Below are 18,983 nucleotides of genomic sequence, written 5' to 3'. Positions count from 1 at the left end.
GCACCGTGCCGGCCGGTACGGAAACGGAACACGTCGAAGGGGGAGGTGATCAAGCGGCACTCCCGGAGGTGGTGGGGTCGGCGGCCTCGGGAACGCCCGAAGAGCGCAGCACGGCGCGCACGCGGGCGCGATGATCGCGCAGCACCGAATAGGCGATGCCGTCCAGCAGGGCCCACAGTTCGTCGGCGTCCCCCACGGGCGCCCCGTGGGCGTCGCGGCCGTGCAGGCGCGCCCACAGGCGGCGGACGTAGGCGGCCCAGGGGGCGCGCAGGGTACGGGCGAGGTCGGCGAAGGGGCCCTCCGTCGCCGTGGGGTCGACGGTCGCGCGGCGGGCCCGGGACACCGAGGACTCGCGCCGCCATCGCCGGTCGATGATCCGGTGCGCGACGGTGGGCCCGGGGTCGGACCCCAGTGGGTCCAGGCCCACGGCGAGCCGCCCGCCGACCAGGAGGGCGACGCGCAGGGATTCGTCGTCCAGGCCCAGCGGGGCGCAGGCGCGGTCCGCCTCGGCGGCCACCAGGTCGGGGACGGGCGGCAGGTCATCGTGTCCGGGGGCGCGCAGCAGGGTGAAGACCCGCTCGTAGACACTGCGGTCCAGGGGCGCGGGAAGGGAGGTGGTGGAGGCGCCGGCGCCCACGGTCGGGGCCGGGGGCACAGGGTGGTCGGTCAGGCCCAGGTGCGCGGGGGCGTCGGGGCGGCCCCAGGCGGGGTCGGGCCCGTCCCACAGCGCGGTGCCCAGACCGCTCCCACGGTCCTGCGCGATCAGCCTCTCGAACGCCGCACCGGCCGCCCCGGAACCGGGATCGGGGCAGCCGTCCAGCACGGCGTCGGCCAGTGCCAGCGCCGCAGGCTCGGGGGCCGCCGCGCCCGAGGCGGGCGGGCCCTCCGGTCCGGGCCCCTCCGCGGGCCCGCCGGGGGCCGTCGGTACGGGTGCGTCCGCCCAGGCGAAGGCGTCCCCCGGACCGAAGGCGGCGACGGGGCGGGGCGGCGGGGTGCGGTGCGCCCAGGACCGGGAGAGGGCGTCCGCCACGGCGCGGGACCGCACGGGGTCGGTCAGGTGCTCGCGCAGCGCCGCCACCGTGCGGTCACCGCGGTCGGCCATCTCCTCGACGGTGGCGCGGGCGACGTCCCGCGCCCCCGGGCCGTCGGGGTCCCCGTGCTCGGTGGCGAGTTCGTAGCAACGCTGGAAGTACAGGTCCTGGGGGTTGCCGTCGACCACCTTCAAGGTCCGGCGCACCCGTTTGAGCAGGGTGAACCAGCGGGCGGTGGCGACCAGGCGCGGTCCGTCGTCGCGCAGCAGCCCGGCGGCGGCCTCGGCTCCCTCGGCGGTGAGCAGGTCGCCGGCCAGTTCCGGGCGCAGGACCGGGCGCAGCACCAGCGGCAGGAGGATGAGCTTGACGGTGCGGGTGAGCGGTGCGCCGTCGGGTCCGCTGAGAGGTTCCAGGCCGGACCCGAGCGCGCGCCAGGCCAGGTCGACGACCTGGGACCGGGGGCGGAGTCGTTGGTGGGGGATCTGCGACACGCGACGACGATACCCCGGGCGGAAGCTCCGGTTCCGGCCCGAACCTGGGATCGGTAGGCAGAGGCGGCGGTGTGGACTGTGGGCGACAGAGAGATCGACCGCCGAGGAGGCGTCCCATGTCCGTGGTGAGAACGGTGTTGCGTCTGGTGTTCGTCATCGAGGTGGTCGTCGGGCTCGGCCTGCTCGGCGGGTACCTGTGGCTCGGGCTGAGCGCCCCGGCGGACGGGTTCCTCAGCCCCTGGCAGACGTACATGGGGATGGCGATCGCCGGTGTCGTCCTGCTGGTGACGTCCTTCGTTCCCCTGAGGATCGCCTCCGCGCTGTCCGGCCTGGGCGGCGGGAAGGAGATGGCGAACGCCCCCATCGCGGTCGGCACCGTCACCGACCGGCGGCGCACCGGGCTGACCGTCAACGACATCCCGCAGATCGCCATCACCCTGGACGTGGAGACGCCGGAGGGCCACCGGTTCACGGGCGTGGCCAGGGAACTGCTCGACCCGTCCGAGATCGGCAAGCTGGAGCCGGGCACCACCCTGGCGGTCCGCTACCGCCCCGACCGCCCCGGCGTGGTCGTCCTCGACCGCGGCGGCGACCCGGCGGCGGCCCAGGCGGCGTTCAACGCGGTGATGCTGCGGGCCGGGCTGACCACCCCGCGGGCGCTGGAGATCGCCGCACACGGGATCGCCGCCCAGGGCGTCATCACCGACGTCCGCCCGACCGGCAACCTGGTCAACGGCGACCCGGAGATGGACGTCGAGGTCGCGGTGACCCGGCCCGACGGTGGCGTCTTCCACACCCGCACGGTCAAGCGGATGCCCGCCCGGCTGTCGACGTCCCTCCAGACGGGCCGGGTGGTCACCGTCCACTATCTGCCGGGCAACGAGGACGAGATCACCCTCCAGACCCCCGCCAACCCGGGGGCCCGCTGATCCGGGCGGGACCGGCACACTGGCCGGGGGACGAACGGTGCTCTAGCCTGTGCGCGGCAGCATCCACCCCCGTGAGAACCGTGGTGAGTATGAACGACGTCAAGCCCCGCCGCCTCGGCGACTCCGACCTGCGCGTCTCCCGGCTGTGCCTGGGCGGGAACGTGTTCGGGTGGACCGCGGACGAGCCGACCTCCTTCCGTGTCCTGGACGACTACGTCGCGGGCGGCGGCACCTTCGTGGACACCGCCGACGGCTACTCCGCCTGGGCTCCCGGCCACCGGGGCGGGGAGTCCGAGACCGTCATCGGGCGCTGGCTGGCCGACCGGGGCCGCCCCGGGGGCCTGGTGGTGGCCACCAAGGTGAGCGAGCACCCCGAGTTCCGGGGCCTGTCGGCGGCGAACGTCCACGCCGCCGCGGACGCCTCCCGTAAGCGGCTGGGCGTGGACGCCATCGACCTGTACTACGCGCACTTCGACGACGCCGCGACCCCGCTCCAGGAGAGTGCCCGCGCCTTCTCGGAGCTGGTGGACGCGGGGAAGATCCGGCACATCGGCCTGTCCAACTACACGCCCGACCGCATCCGCGCCTGGCTGGACATCTGCGCCGACCGGGGGCTGCACGCCCCGGTCGGCGTCCAGCCGCACTACAGCCTGCTGGAACGGGGCGCGGAGGACGGGCTGGTGCCGCTGGCGCGGGAGCGCGGGCTGGCCCTGCTGCCGTACCACGGGCTGGCGCGCGGCTTCCTCACCGGCAAGTACCGGCCTGGCGGCCCGGCCGTGGACAGTCCGCGGGCGGGCCGGGCCTCGGCGTTCCTGGAGGACGGGCGGGCGCTGCGGGTCCTCACCGCCCTGGACACGGTGGCGGAGCGGTTGGGCGTCGCGCAGGGCGCCGTGGCGCTGGCGTGGCTGGCCGACCGGCCGGCGGTCGCTTCGGTGCTGGCCAGCGCCCGCGACCCCGAGCAGTTGGCGGACCTGCTGGCGGTCGGCTCACTGGTGCTGGACGAGGAGTCCACCGCCCTGCTGACCGAGGCATCCGCGGCCTGACCCGACCGGACGGCATCACTGATGGCGCGGGCCAGGGTGCGGTTCGCCGACCATGACGCGCACGGTCGGATCCTCGATCACGACCACTCGGTCGTCGCGGACGAGACGAGTGGTGAGCCTGTGCGGGAAATCCGGGCACCGGTCGGCGATCCGCGCGTGCACCCGCGCCACCTCACGGCGTGCCCGGGCCCGGTTCGCCGACCCCTCGGCCTTGCGGGCCGGCGCACGCCGCGCTTTGGCGAGGCGGGCGCGGTCGGCCCGGGTCCGGGCCGACCCGGCCGGGAGGATCCGCCCCCGCCCCGGGCACCCGGGGCGGGGGCGGGGCGCGTCCCGCCCGTGTGCGAGGGAGGTCAGGCGGCCGTACCGCTCTCCCGGATACGGTCCCTGATCCACTCCCCCGCGGGCTTGAGCGAGTTCCAGTCCCCCGAGCCGCACGAGCCGGTCCGGAAGACCGCGCCGGAGCGGAAGTCATCGGAGAAGTTCCAGTTGACCCAGCTGATCCCCTCCTCCTCCATGAGGTCGAGGTAGGCCTGGGCGGAGGCGAAGTCGTCGGGGCCGTCGCCGGTGTACTCCTGGGTGCCGAACTCGGTGACGAACAGCGGCAGCTCCCGCGCGGCGGACCGGAAGCCCTCCCGGTGGAAGGAGGTGTGCGAGGCCGCGTAGAAGTGGAAGACGTACATGATGTTGTCGGCGTCGACCGGGTCCGCGGTGATCTCGGTGTGGTCGGAGCCCTCCGACAGTCCCAGGGAGGACCAGCCGCGGGTGCCGACCAGCACGACCGCCTCGGGGTCCTCGGCCCGGATCACCGGGATGACCTGTTCGGCGTAGCCCTTGATGGAGGACCAGGGCACGCCGTTGGGCTCGTTGGCGATCTCGTAGAGGACGTTGTCCTTGTCGGCGTGCGCGTCGGCGATCTCGGCGAAGAAGGTGCGGGCCCGGTCGAGGTTGTGGTTCGGGTCGCCCGGGCTGAGCATGTGCCAGTCGACGATGACGTACATGCCGCGTTCGGTGGCCTCCTCGATGAGTTCGTGGACCCGGTCGGTGAACCGGCGCGGGTCGGTCTCGTAGCCGCCCTCCTGGATGTACATCGACACGCGCAGGACGTCGGCCCGCCAGTCGTGGGCCAGGGTGTCCAGGGAGGAGTCGGTGAGGCAGTGGTCGAACCATTGCAGGCCGTGGGAGCTCATGCCGGTGAGCTGGACCTGCCGGCCGTCCTCGTCGCAGAGCTTGAGACCGCACACCTGGAGTCGTCCGTGCTCTCCGACCGGGGTCGCGGCGGCGGGGGCGGGGTCCGCGGCGGCGGTGAGGTCGGTGGCGGCGGGGCCGCGCGCGACGCTCATGACGGCCGCGGTGAGGGCCAGGCCGAGGAGCAGGATCGCGGCCTTGGCCGTGCGGCCGGCCTGGGGACTCGGGGCATGGGCGTGGTGGGGCACGGCGTCCTCCGGCGGGGATGGCGGCCCGATGCGACCGGGACCGGGGCCGCACCGAACCAGAAGGAATCCTTCCTGTTCCGGAAACCTAGAACGCCGTCACGCTCGGGTCAATCCCCCTTACCGAACGAATTCACCGCAGACGGCCCCCGCCCCGGCGGGCGCTCCCGCACCACCGGCGGGGCGGCCGGGGCGCGCTCGCGGGCGCCCCGGCGCGGGTCAGACCGGAGCGGGTTCGGGCTCGGGTTCGGGTCCGGGCGGCTCGGGGAGGGGACCGGGGCCCGGAGGCTCGGGATCCGGTCCCGGCCGGGGCGGTCCGGGCGGGGGCGCGGGGACGGGCGGGAACGGGTCCGGGGGCATGGGCCGCTCGGGTACCGGGTCGGGATAGCGCGATCGATGCGGACTCACCGTGTGCATGTCTTCTCCGTGCTGTCGGGAGGGCGACGCGACCGCGCGCGTCACCCCCATGGGTTCGGCCCCGAAGCCGGGGCGGTGGTGCGTTCGCGTACCGGAGGGGACCCTCCCGGTCCTCGCCGACGTGGCCTCGGCCGCGGCCCGTGCGACGATCGCCGGACGGCGGGTCATCGGCGCGATGCCGGGCGGTCCTGGTGGAGACGCCGCCCGGCGCGTTCGTTGAGCACCGTCGGTGCCTTGATGAGCGTGTTCAACGCCCCGTGGTCGGCTTGCGCGCCCTTGCGCTCCTCCGGGTGGGCCGGGGCCGTGGGCAGCACGGCCGCCATGAGACGGGTCACCCCTTGGACGAAGGCCGGGGAGATCCCCCGGCTCAGGATGACCAGGCGGGCCAACGGGGTGAGGACCACGTGGCCCCGCCCCCGCGCGGCGGCCTCCACGATGCGGGCGGCGGCGCGCTCGGCGCCCACCGACACCAGCGGCAGTCCCGCACCGAGGGAGAACCACGTGTACTCGCGCTCGGGGCGGCCGACGAACACGGCGGCCCGATGGGAGCCCGTGCGCATGAGCCCCGGTACCACCGTGGTGACGCCGACGCCCGTGCGCGCCGCCTCGGCGGCCAGCCCTTCGGAGAGCGCCACCTCTGCGAACTTCGCGCAACTGTAGGGCAGGAGGTGGGGCACGCTCAGATGACCGCCGATGGAGGTGATGGTGACCAGCCGGCCACCGCTGTGCCGCAGCGGTTCCAACGCGGCCAGGGAGACCCGCAGGGGCGCCCAGAACATCGTGTCCATCGCCTCGTGGAAATGGCGTTCGGAGAACACCTCGTAGGGGCCGACCTGGATGATGCCGGCGTTGTTCACCACGAAGTCCAGGTGGCCGAGGTGTGCGACGGCGCGTCCGACCAGCGCTCGGGCCTGTTCGGGGTCCGTGAGGTCGCACCGTTCGCCGTGGGCGGTGACACCCCGCCCGCGCAGGTCCTCGACGGCCCGGTCCACCTCCTCGGCGTCGCGGGCGCAGACGACCACGGAGGCACCGCGCGCGCCGAACTCCCGGGCCAGTTGCAGTCCGAGTCCCCGGGAACCGCCGGTGATCAGCGCGGTGCGTCCGACCAGCCCGGGTTCGTGCCCCGACCGGGCCCGACGGCCCGCGAGGGCGGCTCCCCCGGCGAGGGCGACTCCCCCGGCGAGGGCGAGCGCGCGGACCGGGTGCGCCGGGCCGCGTCGCGCGAGGCCGGCCCTCCGTGGCCGGCCCGCCCTGGTCGGGGCCGGGATCGAGGACGTTCTTTCTCGGGTCATGCGCATCCTCCGTCCGTCACGACCTCCGGCACGGGACGCCGTTCCTCCCGCGGGTCCGCCCCCCGGTCGGTCCGCCGGTCCGCCCCGAAGGGCGTGGGAGTACGGCTACCCGGCGTCACGCGGTGGAAACCGCGAGCGGGAACATATGGGCGAACCCATGCCCCGGGTTGGTCGGCGGGCCGAGCGCGACACGGCGGCCCTCGGAAGGTCGCCGGCCGGGTCCGGGACTCCGTCACGGAAGGGCCCCGGATCAACCGGCGCCGTCCCCGTGCCCCGTGGTGTCCGGTGCTCGCGGAACTCGAAGCGCATCGCACCCCCTGGACCGGGGTGTCGCGTCGTCCACGGGCGTTCGGGGCTCCGGCGGCCCCACGCGTCCCCCCTCGTACTCCGCGAGGCGATCTTCCAGCGACTCCATCACGTCGGCGCGGTCCTCATGGCTGCGCTCGTGACCGATCAGCTCCCGTACGCGCTCGGCGGCCAAGGAACGGACCCGCCGTTCCAGCTCGCCGGTGGAGGTACCGGCGGTCTCGGCACGGCGGCGGTGAACACCCTCCTGGACGGTCCGGCCTCCGCCACCCGCGACGCCCCGCTCGTGGGCTTCCCGTCCGCCCTCCACTCCCCCCACGGGCCGGCCTCTCCGTCCGCCACGACCGCCCGGACGTAAAAACCGACCTTTCCCCCGATACCAATCCGTTACCGGCGATTGGTCCGGTGACCTTCGGGTAGTGGTCGTCCCACGGTCCCAGGACCGGATGCCTCCTCGTGCGGGGGTGGCGACCATGAGACGAACAGAAAGATGACCATGAAGCGGAAGAACGTGTTCGTCCTCGGACTGGACGACCACAATCATGAGATCCTCCGCCGGACCCCCACCGGCAGCCGATGCGATTTCCACGCCTTGTCGACGCTGGAAGACCTCCGCTCCGAGCGGCTGGACATCGAGAAGATCCTCGCCGACGCCGAACGGACCCTGAACGGGTTCGACGGGACCGTCGACGCCATCGTGGGCTACTGGGACTTCCCCGTGACCCTCCTGGTGCCGATCCTGTGCGCCCCGCGGGGCCTGCCCTCCGCCACCCTCGAATCCGTCGTCCGATGCGAGCACAAGTACTGGAGCCGCCTGCTCCAGAGCGAGGTCGTCGACGAGTACCCCGCCTTCTCCCTCGTGGACCTGAACGACCCCGCCCCTCCCGCCGAGCCCGGCTATCCCTTCTGGCTCAAGCCCGTGAAGTCCGCCTCCTCCGAACTCGCCTTCCGGATCGAGAACGACAAGGACTTCGACGAGGCGATCGAGTCGCTGCGCGAGGGCGTCGGCAAGATGGGGCATCCCTTCGAGCAGATCCTCCAGCGCATCGACCTGCCGTCCGAGATCGCCGAGGCCGGCGGCAACTCCTGCCTGGCCGAAGGCGCGCTCCACGGACTCCAGGCCGCCGTCGAGGGGTACACGTACAACGGCGAGGCCGTCGTCTACGCCACCCTCGACTCGGTCGACTACCCCGGAAGCCCGGTGTTCCTGCGCCACCAGTACCCCTCCACCCTTCCCGAGGGGGTGCGGCGACGCATGGCGTCGGTGGCCACCCGGGTGATGGAGAAGCTGGGACTGGACAACTCGCTGTTCAGCGTCGAGTTCTTCTACGACCCCGTGGAGGACGACCTGCGGGTCCTGGAGGTCAACCCCCGCCACTCACAGACGCACGCGCCGCTGTTCGAGCTGGTCGACGGTGCCGCCGACCACGAGCGCATGCTCCGACTCGGTCTCGGCGAGGCGCCCGTCCTGCCCGAGGGGATCTCGGGAGAGTACCCCGTGGCCGCCGAGTGGTACCTGCGCCGGTTCTCCGACGGCTTCGTGAGCCGTGTGCCGACGCCGGAGGAGATCGCGATGGTGGAGAAGACCGTCCCCGGGGTGCGGATCCGCGTGGTCCCCCGGGAAGGACTGCGACTCTCCGAACTGTGGGCCCAGGACAGCTACAGCTACGAGCTGGCCAAGATCGTCATCGGCGGGGCCGACGAGAACGAGATGCTCGCCAAGTACGAGCGGTGCGTGGAGGAACTGACCTTCGAGTTCGAGGAGTCGCCCGCAGCCGACGAACGCTGAGGACATCGACGAAAGGAGCTTCGATGCGGGTGGTCGAAACCCTGCCGTACGAGATCCGAACGGAAGAGCACTTCTGGATACCCATGTCCGACGGGGTGCGCCTGGCCGGACGCGCCTGGCTCCCGGTCTCCAGCGAGATCGACCCGGTCCCGGCGGTCCTGGAGTACATCCCCTACCGCAGGCGTGATCTCACCGCCGTGCGCGACTCGATGCACCACCCCTACATCGCCGGTCACGGCTACGCGTGCGTGCGCGTGGACCTGAGGGGGACCGGGGATTCCGAGGGCGTGCTCACCGACGAGTACCTGGAACGCGAGCAGCAGGACGCCGAGGAGGTCCTGGCCTGGCTGTCCGAACAGCCCTGGTGCGACGGCACGACCGCCATGATGGGCCTGTCCTGGGGCGGGTTCGCCGCGCTCCAGGTGGCGGCCCGCCGACCGCCGAGCCTGGGCGCCATCGTCATCACGTCCTTCACCGACGACCGCTACGACGACGACTTCCACTACATGGGCGGCTGCCTGCTGTCGGACAACCTCGCCGAGGCCGGGACCACGTTCGCGGCCGGCACCTGCCCGCCCGACCCCATGACCACGGGCGACCGGTGGCGGGACATGTGGCTCGAACGGCTTGAGGCCAACCGCCCCTGGGTCCTGGAATGGCTGCGCCACCAACGCAGGGACGCATACTGGCGGCACGCCTCGGTGGGCGAGGACCCCGAACGGGTGGAGTGCCCCGTGCTGGCCGCCAGCGGATGGGCGGACGGCTACTCCAACGCGGTCCTGCGCGTCCTGGAGAACCTCCGGGTCCCGCGCCGGGGCCTCATCGGCCCCTGGTCGCACCGCTACCCCCACATGGGCCGCCCCGGACCGGCCATCGGCTACCTGCAAGAGGTGATCCGCTGGCTGGACCACTGGCTCAAGGGGGTGGAGAACGGCGTGGACGAGGGTCCCTCCCTGTGGGCCTGGATGCAGGACAGCGTCCGCCCCGCCACCTCCTACGAGGAACGGCCCGGCCGATGGGTGCGCGAGGACCGGTGGCCCTCCCCCGGGATCGAGCGCACCGGGCTCGGGCTGGGGGCGTACCGGCTGCTCACCCCCGACGAGCTCACGCCGAACGGGAACGAGGTGACCGGAGAGCCGCTGAGCGTGTCCTCACCCCTGACCGTCGGCCAGTTCGCGGGCAAGTGGGCCTCCTACAACGCCCCGCCCGACCTGCCCTACGACCAGCGCGAGGAGGACGGGGGATCCCTCGTCTTCGAGACCGCCGTGCTGCGGGAACCCGTCGAGATCCTCGGTGCCGCCGAGGTGGAACTGGAGGTGTCCGTCGACGAGCCCGTGGCGATGGTCGCCGTCCGACTGTGCGACGTCGCGCCCGACGGCGCCGCGACCCGCGTCACCTACGGCCTGCTCAACCTCACCCACCGGAACGGGCACGCCGAACCCGAACCGATGCCGCCCGGCGAACGCCAACGGGTACGGGTCGTCCTCAACGGGGTCGCGCAGGCGTTCCCCGCAGGCCATCGGATCCGGCTGTCGGTGTCCACCTCGTACTGGCCACTGGCCTGGCCGCCGCCGCGACCGTTCCTGCTGACCGTCCACCCCGAGAACAGCACCCTGACCCTGCCGGTCCGTCCCGTGCCCCCCGGGGAGGAGCCGGACCCCCGGCCCTTCGAGGAACCCGAGTCGGCCCCCGAGATCACGACCTCCCGGCATGAGACGCCCGAACACAGCTGGTCGGTGCACCGGGACATGGTGGAAACCCGGTCGTCGCTGGAGATCGTCAAGGACGGGGGCATCCTGCACTTCGACGACATCGACCTGGACGTGGGACGGCGCGCCTACGAGCACTACGAATCGGTGGCCGGGGACTTCACCTCGGCCAAGGGCGAGTCCACCTGGACCATGCGGTTCGCGCGGGGGGACTGGCGCACCCGCACCGAGACGCACACCTCGCTGGAGTGCACCGAGACCGCGTTCCGGGTCCACGCCACGCTCGACGCCTACGAGGACGAGAAGCGGATCTTCTCCCGTCAATGGACGGAGACGATCCCACGCGACCTGCTGTGAAACCACGGAGGGGCGGCCGGGGACCGCGACTCCGGACCGACCCGCACCACGATCACCGTTCACGTTCCGAGGGGGAAGACATGAACACGATCGAACAGATGACGCGCACCCACCCGAAGGACCCCGAGGGGGTCGGGGAGAAGGTGCGGGCCTGCATCGAGGCGTGCGGCGAGTGCGCACAGGCGTGCACCCTGTGCGCGGACGCCTGCCTGGGCGAGGAGGGCGTGGCCGACCTCGTCGCGTGCGTCCGCTCGGACCTGGACTGCGCGGACCTGTGCGAGACCACCCACCGCCTGCTGTCCCGCCGCACCGCACGGGACGACGCACTCCTGAAGACGGTCCTGGAGGCCTGCGCCCAGGCCTGTCGCAGGTGCGGCGACGAATGCGAGCGGCACGCCGGACACCACGAGCACTGCCGGGTGTGCGCCGAGGTGTGCCGCCGCTGCGAGGACGCGTGCCGCGATCTCCTCGCGGCACTGTGAGCGGCACGTCGAGGGCGGGAGGAACCCATGGAGACGTCGGTACCGGCAGGACCCCTGGGGGTCGTCGCGACCGTGGCGATCGCGGTCCTGGTGATCCTTTTCGTGATCTGGGTGATCCGCCGGGACACCATCCGCAAACAGCGGGCGGTGCGTTCGCCGGACTACTGGAAGGAGCGTCCGGACGGCCGCAGGTACCCGACCGGCTGGGATCAGAGCCCGGGCGCGGGCGGCGCCCGGAAGGACCCCGGGGAAGGACCGGCGGGCGACGACGGGCCGCCGCCGGAGGGAGGCGACCCCCCGACCAGGTGAGGGGAACGAGAACCCGGGCGGACGCGTAGCGGACCGGAGCCCGAGAGCGGGCATGTTCGCTCTCCGGGCTTCGGGGTAGTCGCCTCGTGCACGAACACATGCGGAAGGTGAGGAAGACGATGGCCACGACCCGGGCGCCCGCCCCGATGGAGACGATGCGTTTACTCCCGCTGCTGTCGACCCTGGTGGCCAGAGGGGTCATCGTCCGCCGACCCCGGTGGGAGGCGGCGGCAGCCGCCCTGGAAACCGACCACAGGCTGAGCGCGCTCCTGCGGGAGTTGCGCGAACGGCACGGCGACGGGCCGTTGCCGCTGAACATCGCGGGCCGGCGGATGGCGATCGTGCTGGCGCCCGAGGACGTGCGCCGACTCCTGGAGGGGACACCGGACCCGTTCTCACCGGTGGGCCGGGAGAAACGGGGGGCACTGGCGCACTTCCAGCCGCACGGGGTCCTGGCGTCCGACTCGGACGCGCGCGAGCCCCGTCGGGAGGCCAACGAGCAGGCACTGGCGACGGGGCGGGTCCACCCCGACATCGACACCCTGTCCGCCCACGTCGAGGAGGAGGCCGAGGTCCTGCTCCACGCGCTCGGGGATGCGAACGCGCTGGACTGGCCGCGGTTCTCGGCGTCGTTCGACGCCCTGGCCCGGCGGGTGATCTTCGGTTCGTGGGCGGCCACGGACCACCTGACCACCGCCCTGCTACGGCATCTGCGCTCTCGCGCCGACTGGTCCTACGCCATGCCGATCGACCGTAAGGCCCGCGAGGAGTTCCTGCACCGGGTCCGCGAGGGGATCGACCACGCCGAGCCGGGGAGTCTGGCCGCGCGACTCCCCGACGACGCTCGGGTGCGGCCGGAGGACCAGGTCGCGCACTGGCTGTTCGCCTTCGACGCCACGGCCATCGCCTCGTTCCGCGCCTTGGCGTTGCTGAACGCGGAGAACACGGACTTCGAGGGGATCGTGGCGGACCCGGCCCGGCTGGCGGCCACGGTCCAGGAGTCGGTGCGGTTGTGGCCGACCACGCTGGCCATCCTGCGGGAGGGCGTTCGGCCGACGGAGTGGCGGGGGATGACGTTCGAGGAGGGGACGGCGTTCGTGGTGGTGAGCTCGTACTTCCACCGCGACCCCCGGCTGCCGTACGCCGACGCGTTCACCCCGGAGATCTGGCTGGACGGACGCGCCGAGGCCGAACCGGGGCTGGTGCCGTTCAGCCACGGCCCCGCCGAGTGTCCGGGCCGGGACGTGGTGCTGGCGACGACGTCGCTGTTCCTGCGGGCCCTGACCCGGAGGGGGAGGCCGACGCGCCTCGACGCCGCCCCGCTGGTGTCGGCGTACGTACCGGCGTTGCTGGACCACACCGCCCTGCGGTTCTCGCCCGAGGGGGCACCGTGAACGGAATCGGAGGGACTCACCTGGGGTGAGTCCCCGACGCACGTGAGATGAGAGGGGTGACGAGGATGGAATGGGCATGGGTGATCGCCGCGGTTCTGCTGGTGGCGGTGGTCCTGTTGGTGATCTTGGTGGTCCGCCGCAACCTGGCGGACGATCGGAGGGTCCCCCGCTCCGATGAGCCGACCGAGGAACGGAGGAAGTACCCGACCGGTTGGAACCGGAGCACCGGCGAGTCGCTCAACCCGGACGACGAGGAAGGCCCGCCCGGCCAACGGGGCGGCGTCTGACCCGCACCGACGGTCCCCGCCCGGAGACGGGCGGGGACCGTTCCCGTCTCGCCCGGACCCCGACGAGGGCGCCCCACCCTCACCGGCGACGGAGCCCCTCCCGGTGCGTCACCCCGCGTGCGCGGGGAGCACGTCATCGCCGCCGTCGTCCTTGCCTACAACCGGGGACCATCCCCGCGTGCGCGGGGAGCACGCCGCAGAGCGTCCCGTCGAGATGCTCGACCTGGGACCATCCCCGCGTGCGCGGGGAGCACCCACCCCTCTTCGACGTGGAGTGCGCGGATGCGGGACCATCCCCGCGTGCGCGGGGAGCACTCGAAAGCGGTGCGGACGATCTGCACCAGGTCGGGACCATCCCCGCGTGCGCGGGGAGCACGCTGCGCAGCGTCCCACCGGCGAGGTCGGCTGGGGACCATCCCCGCGTGCGCGGGGAGCACCGCAGTCGGGGCGTTCGGGACATGGCATCTCCGGGACCATCCCCGCGTGCGCGGGGAGCACCGCCACCCGGTCAGGAGGGCCCCTCAGGAGCCGGGACCATCCCCGCGTGCGCGGGGAGCACCTGCGCGGCGTCGCCCAGCTCGACCCCGGCGTGGGACCATCCCCGCGTGCGCGGGGAGCACGACTGCCAGCGCGGGCGTCGACGCCCGATCGAGGGACCATCCCCGCGTGCGCGGGGAGCACTTGGTCCTGGGCAACAAGAAGGCGCTCGCGAAGGGACCATCCCCGCGTGCGCGGGGAGCACCGTGCAGCTGCACCTGGCCGACGGCAAGTTCGGGGACCATCCCCGCGTGCGCGGGGAGCACGCGCCCGCAATGGCCTGGACAGCGCCGATGACGGGACCATCCCCGCGTGCGCGGGGAGCACTCGGCGGCCAGGCGGGCCTCGGCGCGGGCGGGGGGACCATCCCCGCGTGCGCGGGGAGCACGTGCGGCGTGCTTTGGGGGTGCGGCCGCCGCTGGGACCATCCCCGCGTGCGCGGGGAGCACACCGTTCACCTCGGCCCGGCCGCTCTCCTGGAGGGACCATCCCCGCGTGCGCGGGGAGCACGTGAGCACGATGGTCATGGAGCGCCGGACCTCGGGACCATCCCCGCGTGCGCGGGGAGCACCCCGTCGGGCGGGTGATCGCCCGGATCAGGTCGGGACCATCCCCGCGTGCGCGGGGAGCACGTGTCGAACTGGTCGGCGGTCAGGGGTTCGGCGGGACCATCCCCGCGTGCGCGGGGAGCACGAGGCCGCCCTACGCGACGCCGGGTTCACCGTGGGACCATCCCCGCGTGCGCGGGGAGCACCCGGCCCTGACCTCGTACGCCTCGGCCTCGATGGGACCATCCCCGCGTGCGCGGGGAGCACTCCTTCCTGCCCCTAGAGGGCGATGATCATGGGGGACCATCCCCGCGTGCGCGGGGAGCACGACGACACGCGGGCGGACATCACCGCCCGACAGGGACCATCCCCGCGTGCGCGGGGAGCACCTTCATGTCCAGCCCGATCGCGAGTTCGGGGAGGGACCATCCCCGCGTGCGCGGGGAGCACCGGGTGTGGGGGGCTGGTTTCGGGCCCGGTTGGGGACCATCCCCGCGTGCGCGGGGAGCACGCATCGACCAACTTCGACGCCGACAGCCAGCAGGGACCATCCCCGCGTGCGCGGGGAGCACAGTAAATGACCTGCGCGGATTCCAATGGAAACCAAGCGATTTTGCAACTTCTCGAAATTCAGACACCGAGGATAAAAAACCCATATCACCCAAGGGCTGATCAGCGGCCGAACCTGCGGCGCTTCGAGGCCTTGCTCCAGCCCTTCTTCGGCGGAGTCACCGAAGGCGACGACGAGGCCTCGGACGGGCGGTTCATGAGAGTCAGTCCCTCATGCTCGACCGGCTCCCAGTGATGCTCGAAGGTCTTGAATCCGAACCCCTGCTCGGAATCGTTCGCGTACACCAGCAACGCCCGCCCCTGCCCCGCGTACTGCCGCACCTCCTCCCACAGCAGGTCACGCACCCGCCGGGACGGTCTCCCCACGAACACCCCCGAAGAGATCTCCAACAGCCACCGGGTCAGCAACCCCCGCAACCCCTTCGGGCAGTTGGTCAGTACCAGAACCGTCACCACACGACCTCGTACCCGTAATTGTGTCCCGCCTCCAACAACAGCCCTCGGTCACCGACGAGACCCACCTCGTCCTTCTCCTCCACGGCCGCTTTCGGGTCCCCCAAGAGCAGCTCCTTCACGTCCTCCACACAACGCTTCAGCAGCCCCTTCCTGTTGATGTGGTCCCGCAGCAGCCGGCGGGTCACCCCGTCGACGTCCTCGTCCCCCTGCGCCGCCGCCTCGAAGGCCACCGGAATCCCGATCTCCACCTTGTAGAGATCCGCGATGTCCATGACGAACCCGCGCTCGTGACCCGAGTGCACGAACCCCAGAGCCGGGCTGCACCCCAACGCCGCCGTCACCGCGTGCGCCACCCCGTAGAAGCACTGCGCCGCAGAGGTGATCGCCTTGTTCGGCGTATCCGATCGGTCGTGGTCCCCCGGCACATAACGCCTTCCGTGCCAGGGCACCCCCGTTCGTTCCGCCTCCGCGCGGTAAGCGGCCTGGACACGCTTGCCCTCATGCCCGAGGAGCTGTCGGCGGCCGTACCGTTCCACGTCCAGGTCCGGGAACCGCTTCCGGTACATCGCCCGTGCCACGGCCAACCGTTTCTGCGGGTTGGCCCACTCCGTGGCCTGGGCCTCCACCAACCGCGACGACCGTGTCAGCGCCCGCCCCGCCGCGTAGAAGCGCACCCCGTACTCGCCCACCCACACGACGGTCGCCCCGCACTCCCCCAGCAGCTTCATCGCACCGTCGGTGACCCGGGTGCCCGGACCCAGCAGCAGGGCCCCGATGGTCGCCGACGGCAGATAGCGCACGCCTTCGCCGTCCTGCGCCGTGATGGCGTTGTCCTCCCGGTGCACCAGGCACTTCTCCAGGTACACGAACGAAATGCGCTCATCGACCCTGGTCAGTTCCCACGGCGTCGAGACCCCGCGCCGTCCCGCCGTGGCGGTCACCGCCGATCCTCCACCGGAGCAAGGGTCATCAGCCCGCACCCGTACGCCTTGGCCCGGCCGAGGCCGGAGGACAGCACCCGACGGAGCGCGTCGGGGTCGGTGACGGTGAGCCGCCCGTCGAAGGTCGCCCTGACGATCGGCACCCGCATCCGCTTCCCCTGGCGCTCCGAGCGGGGGTCGGGCTTGTCGAACCCCGCCGCGTTCCGGTCGTGCACGGTCAGCTCGTACTCGTCCTCACCCGGCAGCAGCCGCTGATCCGGGTTCTTGCGCACGATCGCGAACCCGCACGCGTCCTGCCGCTGCAACAACCACCCGGCCTGGTGGCGCGGGGTGACGTGCGCGGTGACCTTGGTGGGTTCCCCGTCCTTGCGCCGAATGCTGTGCACCGGGTTGGCGGTGAGCCGGAACCCCCACGTCTGCCCCTCGGCGAGCCGGTCGAGGAACCCCGCGTAGTCGTGGCTCTTCCACACCCGGTCCGGGTCGTCGAGGTCTTTCCATCCGGCCTGTTCGGCCAGGTGGTCCATGAGTGGCCGGGTCGGGCTCACCACGTACAGGAACACCTCCGCCCGCGCGTTGCGGTCCACCCGCCACAGCACGCGCGGCCCGCCCGACTCGGAGGGCAGCATCTCGGGGAAGCACCCCATCACGGCGGCGTGCAGGACCTGCGGTGAGGACAGCAGCCTGCGCCCTCCCGAGCTGTTGGTGTTGAAGCGGAATCGGGTGAGGTACATCAGTCTCCTCCCAGCGCGAGCAGGGGTTCGTGGTCGGGTATCCGCTCGCGGCGCGCGTCCGGGTCGGGCACCCTCACCGCATCGGCGGTCACCGCGCGCATCGCGTAACGACGGTGCGCGGGGTCGAAGCTCACGGGGAGATCGCGCAGCAGATCCCCGTCCGTTCCCCCCTCGGCGTCCACCAGCGTGGTGAGTTCCACCTGCGACCGGCTACGCGAACGCCGCCGGTACCAGGGGGCGGCCTGCCACGGTTGTTCCTTCAGCACGTCCTCCACCCGGCCGGGCGAAGGCCGGCCCAGGTCCAGGGGCCGGGACGGCGGGCAGGAGCGCCGTCCCAGGTAGGGCAGGAACACCGGGGCCCGAACGGCGTCGTACAGGGCGTCGATCAGTTCCGGGTCGCCCTCGACCGCCGCGACGAACACCGCGTCCGCCAGGTAGAAGCGCTCCGACACCGGCATCGAAACATGGGTGACCAGGTGCCGGGCCGTCTGGTAGTCACGCACCCGCACCCCGGGCTGGTCGACGCGCACCCCGAAACGGAGCGCCGCCAGGTCGGACAGGTCCGCGGTGCGCTCCCGCCCCAGGGCGGCGGCCAGCAGTCCGATCACCCCGCTCTTGGTGGGCGCGTTCTCCGTGGTGCGCCGGGCGAACCGGGACGCCGCCCCCCAGGACTGGAGCGGTCCCGCCAGGACGAGGGGCAGCACGCTCATGCGCCGGACACCTGCCGCCGGACGACCGCCTCGCCGACCTGCTCGACCAGTTCGGGAAGGGTGACGGAAACGCCGACGTCGGCGAGCTTGGCGGTGCGCGTTCCCACGCGGACCACCCAACTGTCGACGTCCTCGCCGGCCCCGTAGGCGCTCTCGACATCGCGGATGTGGTTCGCGAGGTTCTCGCAGGCCTCTCCGAGGTAGCCCTTCTCAGCCTCGATGGGCTCCTCGAAGGCACCGACGAAGCTGATCGGCCGCGACCCGCGCAACTTGACGATCACCACGTCCGGGAGGGTGTGGTTGCCGAAGGTGTTGATCTTGCCGGTCGGCAACGACTCCACGAACCCGCGCACGAACGCCTGCACCGCGCGGCGCAGCGGCTCCGTGGCGGGTTCGTCCTCCCGCAGCCCCTCCCCCAGGTTCTTGCGCAGCAGGTCGACGTCGACGGCCGCGTAGCGGTAGAGGGTGGCGGAGTTGAACTCGACGGTGCCGATCATGCCCGCGCCGGGCTCGGAGTCCTCGTTGCGGTCGTCGACGGCGGTGTAGTAGTCGGACTCGTTCTCCACCGCGTGGACGCTGATGGCGTGGGCCACCTGGGCGGCGGCGTCCACGTTGATGTCCGCGCCGTCGGCGACCATGCGGCCGAACAGGGCGATGTCCACCGAGTGGTGGGTGTCGGCGACGGACTTGGCGCGGGCCTTGGCGTCCTTGTCCTTGAGGAACGCCTTGATGTCCTTGCGCCCTTCGAGGGCCAGGGCGGCCAGGCCGTCGCGCTGGCGGGCGCTGAGGAACATGAGGTAGGAGGACTCCGGGGCGGGCTCCTTCTCACCCTTCTTCTTGGCGGCGTCGGCCTTGCGCTTGGGCACCTCGATCTTGGAGCCGGTGGCGACCTGCACGGTCTCGGCGGCGAGGGCGAGGGCCTCCTCCTGGGACACGTCGGGTTCGAGTGCGACGATGCGGGCGGCGACCAGCTCGGCGACACGCTTGGTGCGGGTGCCCAGGTCCTCGGGGTCGAGGAGGGCGTCGAAGGCGAGGCGGGTGGCGCGCTTCCACGCCTGGCTGGAGACCCGGGCCCGGCGGACACCACCGTAGACGGCGGTCTTGGGGGTTCCGGTGTCGTCCCGGTTGAGGTTGCTGGGCGGCACGGTCTGCAACACGTGCACGTCGAGAATGGTGCGGCTCATGGTCGTCGGTTCCTCGTGGTCTCGTCGGTGTGGTGCTGTC

General features: G+C 72.4%; 17 protein-coding genes, 1 pseudogene and 1 CRISPR repeat array. Of the genes and pseudogenes, 9 read left to right on the top strand and 9 right to left on the bottom strand.

The genetic code is table 11. The annotated features are described in order from the left end of the window. Positions 1-49: 49 nt before the first annotated feature. On the bottom strand, positions 50-1,522 hold the full coding sequence (locus RM479_RS16055; RefSeq protein WP_311512528.1) for a hypothetical protein: 1,473 nt from the start codon (positions 1,520-1,522) through the stop codon (positions 50-52). A 116-nt stretch (positions 1,523-1,638) separates the two neighbouring features. On the opposite strand from RM479_RS16055, the gene RM479_RS16050 reads away from it, so the two are divergent. Both RM479_RS16050 and RM479_RS16045 read left to right on the top strand, forming a co-directional pair. After that, positions 1,639-2,451: a DUF3592 domain-containing protein gene (locus RM479_RS16050; RefSeq protein WP_311512527.1), complete on the top strand. Its 813-nt coding sequence runs from the start codon at positions 1,639-1,641 to the stop codon at positions 2,449-2,451. Between the two features lie 89 nt (positions 2,452-2,540). Further along, positions 2,541-3,494: an aldo/keto reductase gene (locus RM479_RS16045; RefSeq protein ID WP_311512526.1), complete on the top strand. Its 954-nt coding sequence runs from the start codon at positions 2,541-2,543 to the stop codon at positions 3,492-3,494. Positions 3,495-3,505: 11 nt separating this feature from the next. On the opposite strand, the pseudogene RM479_RS16040 reads toward RM479_RS16045, so the two are convergent. The 3 genes and pseudogenes from RM479_RS16040 to RM479_RS16030 all read right to left on the bottom strand — a co-directional run. Beyond that, a pseudogene (locus RM479_RS16040) lies at positions 3,506-3,755 on the bottom strand (transposase); the annotation flags it as partial. Positions 3,756-3,844: 89 nt separating this feature from the next. Continuing rightward, the gene (locus RM479_RS16035) at positions 3,845-4,927 is read right to left on the bottom strand and encodes a glycoside hydrolase family 5 protein (protein WP_397222320.1); all 1,083 of its coding nucleotides are present in this window, start codon (positions 4,925-4,927) and stop codon (positions 3,845-3,847) included. A 578-nt stretch (positions 4,928-5,505) separates the two neighbouring features. After that, positions 5,506-6,633, bottom strand: a complete 1,128-nt coding sequence (locus tag RM479_RS16030) for an SDR family NAD(P)-dependent oxidoreductase (RefSeq protein WP_311512525.1) — start codon at positions 6,631-6,633, stop codon at positions 5,506-5,508. Positions 6,634-7,078: 445 nt separating this feature from the next. Here RM479_RS16030 and RM479_RS16025 point away from each other — a divergent pair, with 445 nt between their 5' ends. The 7 genes from RM479_RS16025 (at position 7,079) to RM479_RS15995 (ending at position 13,266) form a co-directional block, all read left to right on the top strand. Next, positions 7,079-7,297, top strand: coding sequence for a hypothetical protein (locus RM479_RS16025; RefSeq protein WP_311512524.1), 219 nt, complete (start codon positions 7,079-7,081; stop codon positions 7,295-7,297). A 138-nt stretch (positions 7,298-7,435) separates the two neighbouring features. Next, a complete protein-coding gene (locus RM479_RS16020) occupies positions 7,436-8,728 on the top strand; it encodes an ATP-grasp domain-containing protein (RefSeq protein ID WP_449590051.1) in 1,293 nt (430 codons plus the stop codon). A 23-nt stretch (positions 8,729-8,751) separates the two neighbouring features. Beyond that, a complete protein-coding gene (locus RM479_RS16015) occupies positions 8,752-10,794 on the top strand; it encodes a CocE/NonD family hydrolase (RefSeq protein WP_311512522.1) in 2,043 nt (680 codons plus the stop codon). Between the two features lie 80 nt (positions 10,795-10,874). Next, on the top strand, positions 10,875-11,276 hold the full coding sequence (locus RM479_RS16010) for a four-helix bundle copper-binding protein (protein WP_311512521.1): 402 nt from the start codon (positions 10,875-10,877) through the stop codon (positions 11,274-11,276). Between the two features lie 27 nt (positions 11,277-11,303). Continuing rightward, entirely contained in the window at positions 11,304-11,585 is a 282-nt protein-coding gene (locus RM479_RS16005; RefSeq protein ID WP_311512520.1) for a hypothetical protein, read from the top strand. 119 nt (positions 11,586-11,704) lie between these two features. Beyond that, positions 11,705-12,979: a cytochrome P450 gene (locus RM479_RS16000; RefSeq protein WP_311512519.1), complete on the top strand. Its 1,275-nt coding sequence runs from the start codon at positions 11,705-11,707 to the stop codon at positions 12,977-12,979. Between the two features lie 65 nt (positions 12,980-13,044). Then, complete coding sequence (locus RM479_RS15995; protein ID WP_311512518.1) at positions 13,045-13,266, top strand: hypothetical protein; 222 nt, start codon at positions 13,045-13,047, stop codon at positions 13,264-13,266. Between the two features lie 164 nt (positions 13,267-13,430). Beyond that, positions 13,431-14,923: direct repeats of the CRISPR family, unit length 29 nt; unit sequence GGGACCATCCCCGCGTGCGCGGGGAGCAC. Between the two features lie 100 nt (positions 14,924-15,023). Here RM479_RS15995 and cas2e read toward each other — a convergent pair. From cas2e to cas7e, 5 genes are read right to left on the bottom strand one after another with little or no spacing between them, the layout of a single operon-like run. Further along, positions 15,024-15,374: a type I-E CRISPR-associated endoribonuclease Cas2e gene (cas2e, locus tag RM479_RS15990; RefSeq protein WP_274807997.1), complete on the bottom strand. Its 351-nt coding sequence runs from the start codon at positions 15,372-15,374 to the stop codon at positions 15,024-15,026. Further along, a complete protein-coding gene (cas1e, locus tag RM479_RS15985) occupies positions 15,371-16,318 on the bottom strand; it encodes a type I-E CRISPR-associated endonuclease Cas1e (protein ID WP_311512517.1) in 948 nt (315 codons plus the stop codon). The genes cas2e and cas1e overlap by 4 nt, the downstream gene beginning before the upstream one ends. Next, positions 16,315-17,049: a type I-E CRISPR-associated protein Cas6/Cse3/CasE gene (gene cas6e / locus RM479_RS15980; protein WP_311512516.1), complete on the bottom strand. Its 735-nt coding sequence runs from the start codon at positions 17,047-17,049 to the stop codon at positions 16,315-16,317. The genes cas1e and cas6e overlap by 4 nt, the downstream gene beginning before the upstream one ends. Beyond that, entirely contained in the window at positions 17,049-17,759 is a 711-nt protein-coding gene (cas5e, locus tag RM479_RS15975; protein WP_311512515.1) for a type I-E CRISPR-associated protein Cas5/CasD, read from the bottom strand. Before cas5e ends, cas6e begins: the two co-directional genes overlap by 1 nt. Then, positions 17,756-18,943 (bottom strand): type I-E CRISPR-associated protein Cas7/Cse4/CasC, encoded by a 1,188-nt coding sequence (gene cas7e, locus RM479_RS15970; RefSeq protein ID WP_311512514.1) that lies wholly within the window; start codon positions 18,941-18,943, stop codon positions 17,756-17,758. Before cas7e ends, cas5e begins: the two co-directional genes overlap by 4 nt. Positions 18,944-18,983 lie beyond the last annotated feature (40 nt).

Origin of the sequence: Nocardiopsis lambiniae (genome assembly GCF_031845465.1) — a bacterium.
Classification (GTDB): domain Bacteria; phylum Actinomycetota; class Actinomycetes; order Streptosporangiales; family Streptosporangiaceae; genus Nocardiopsis; species Nocardiopsis lambiniae.
Note: the sequence above shows the minus strand (reverse complement) of the source record. Positions and strands in the feature narration are given on the sequence as shown.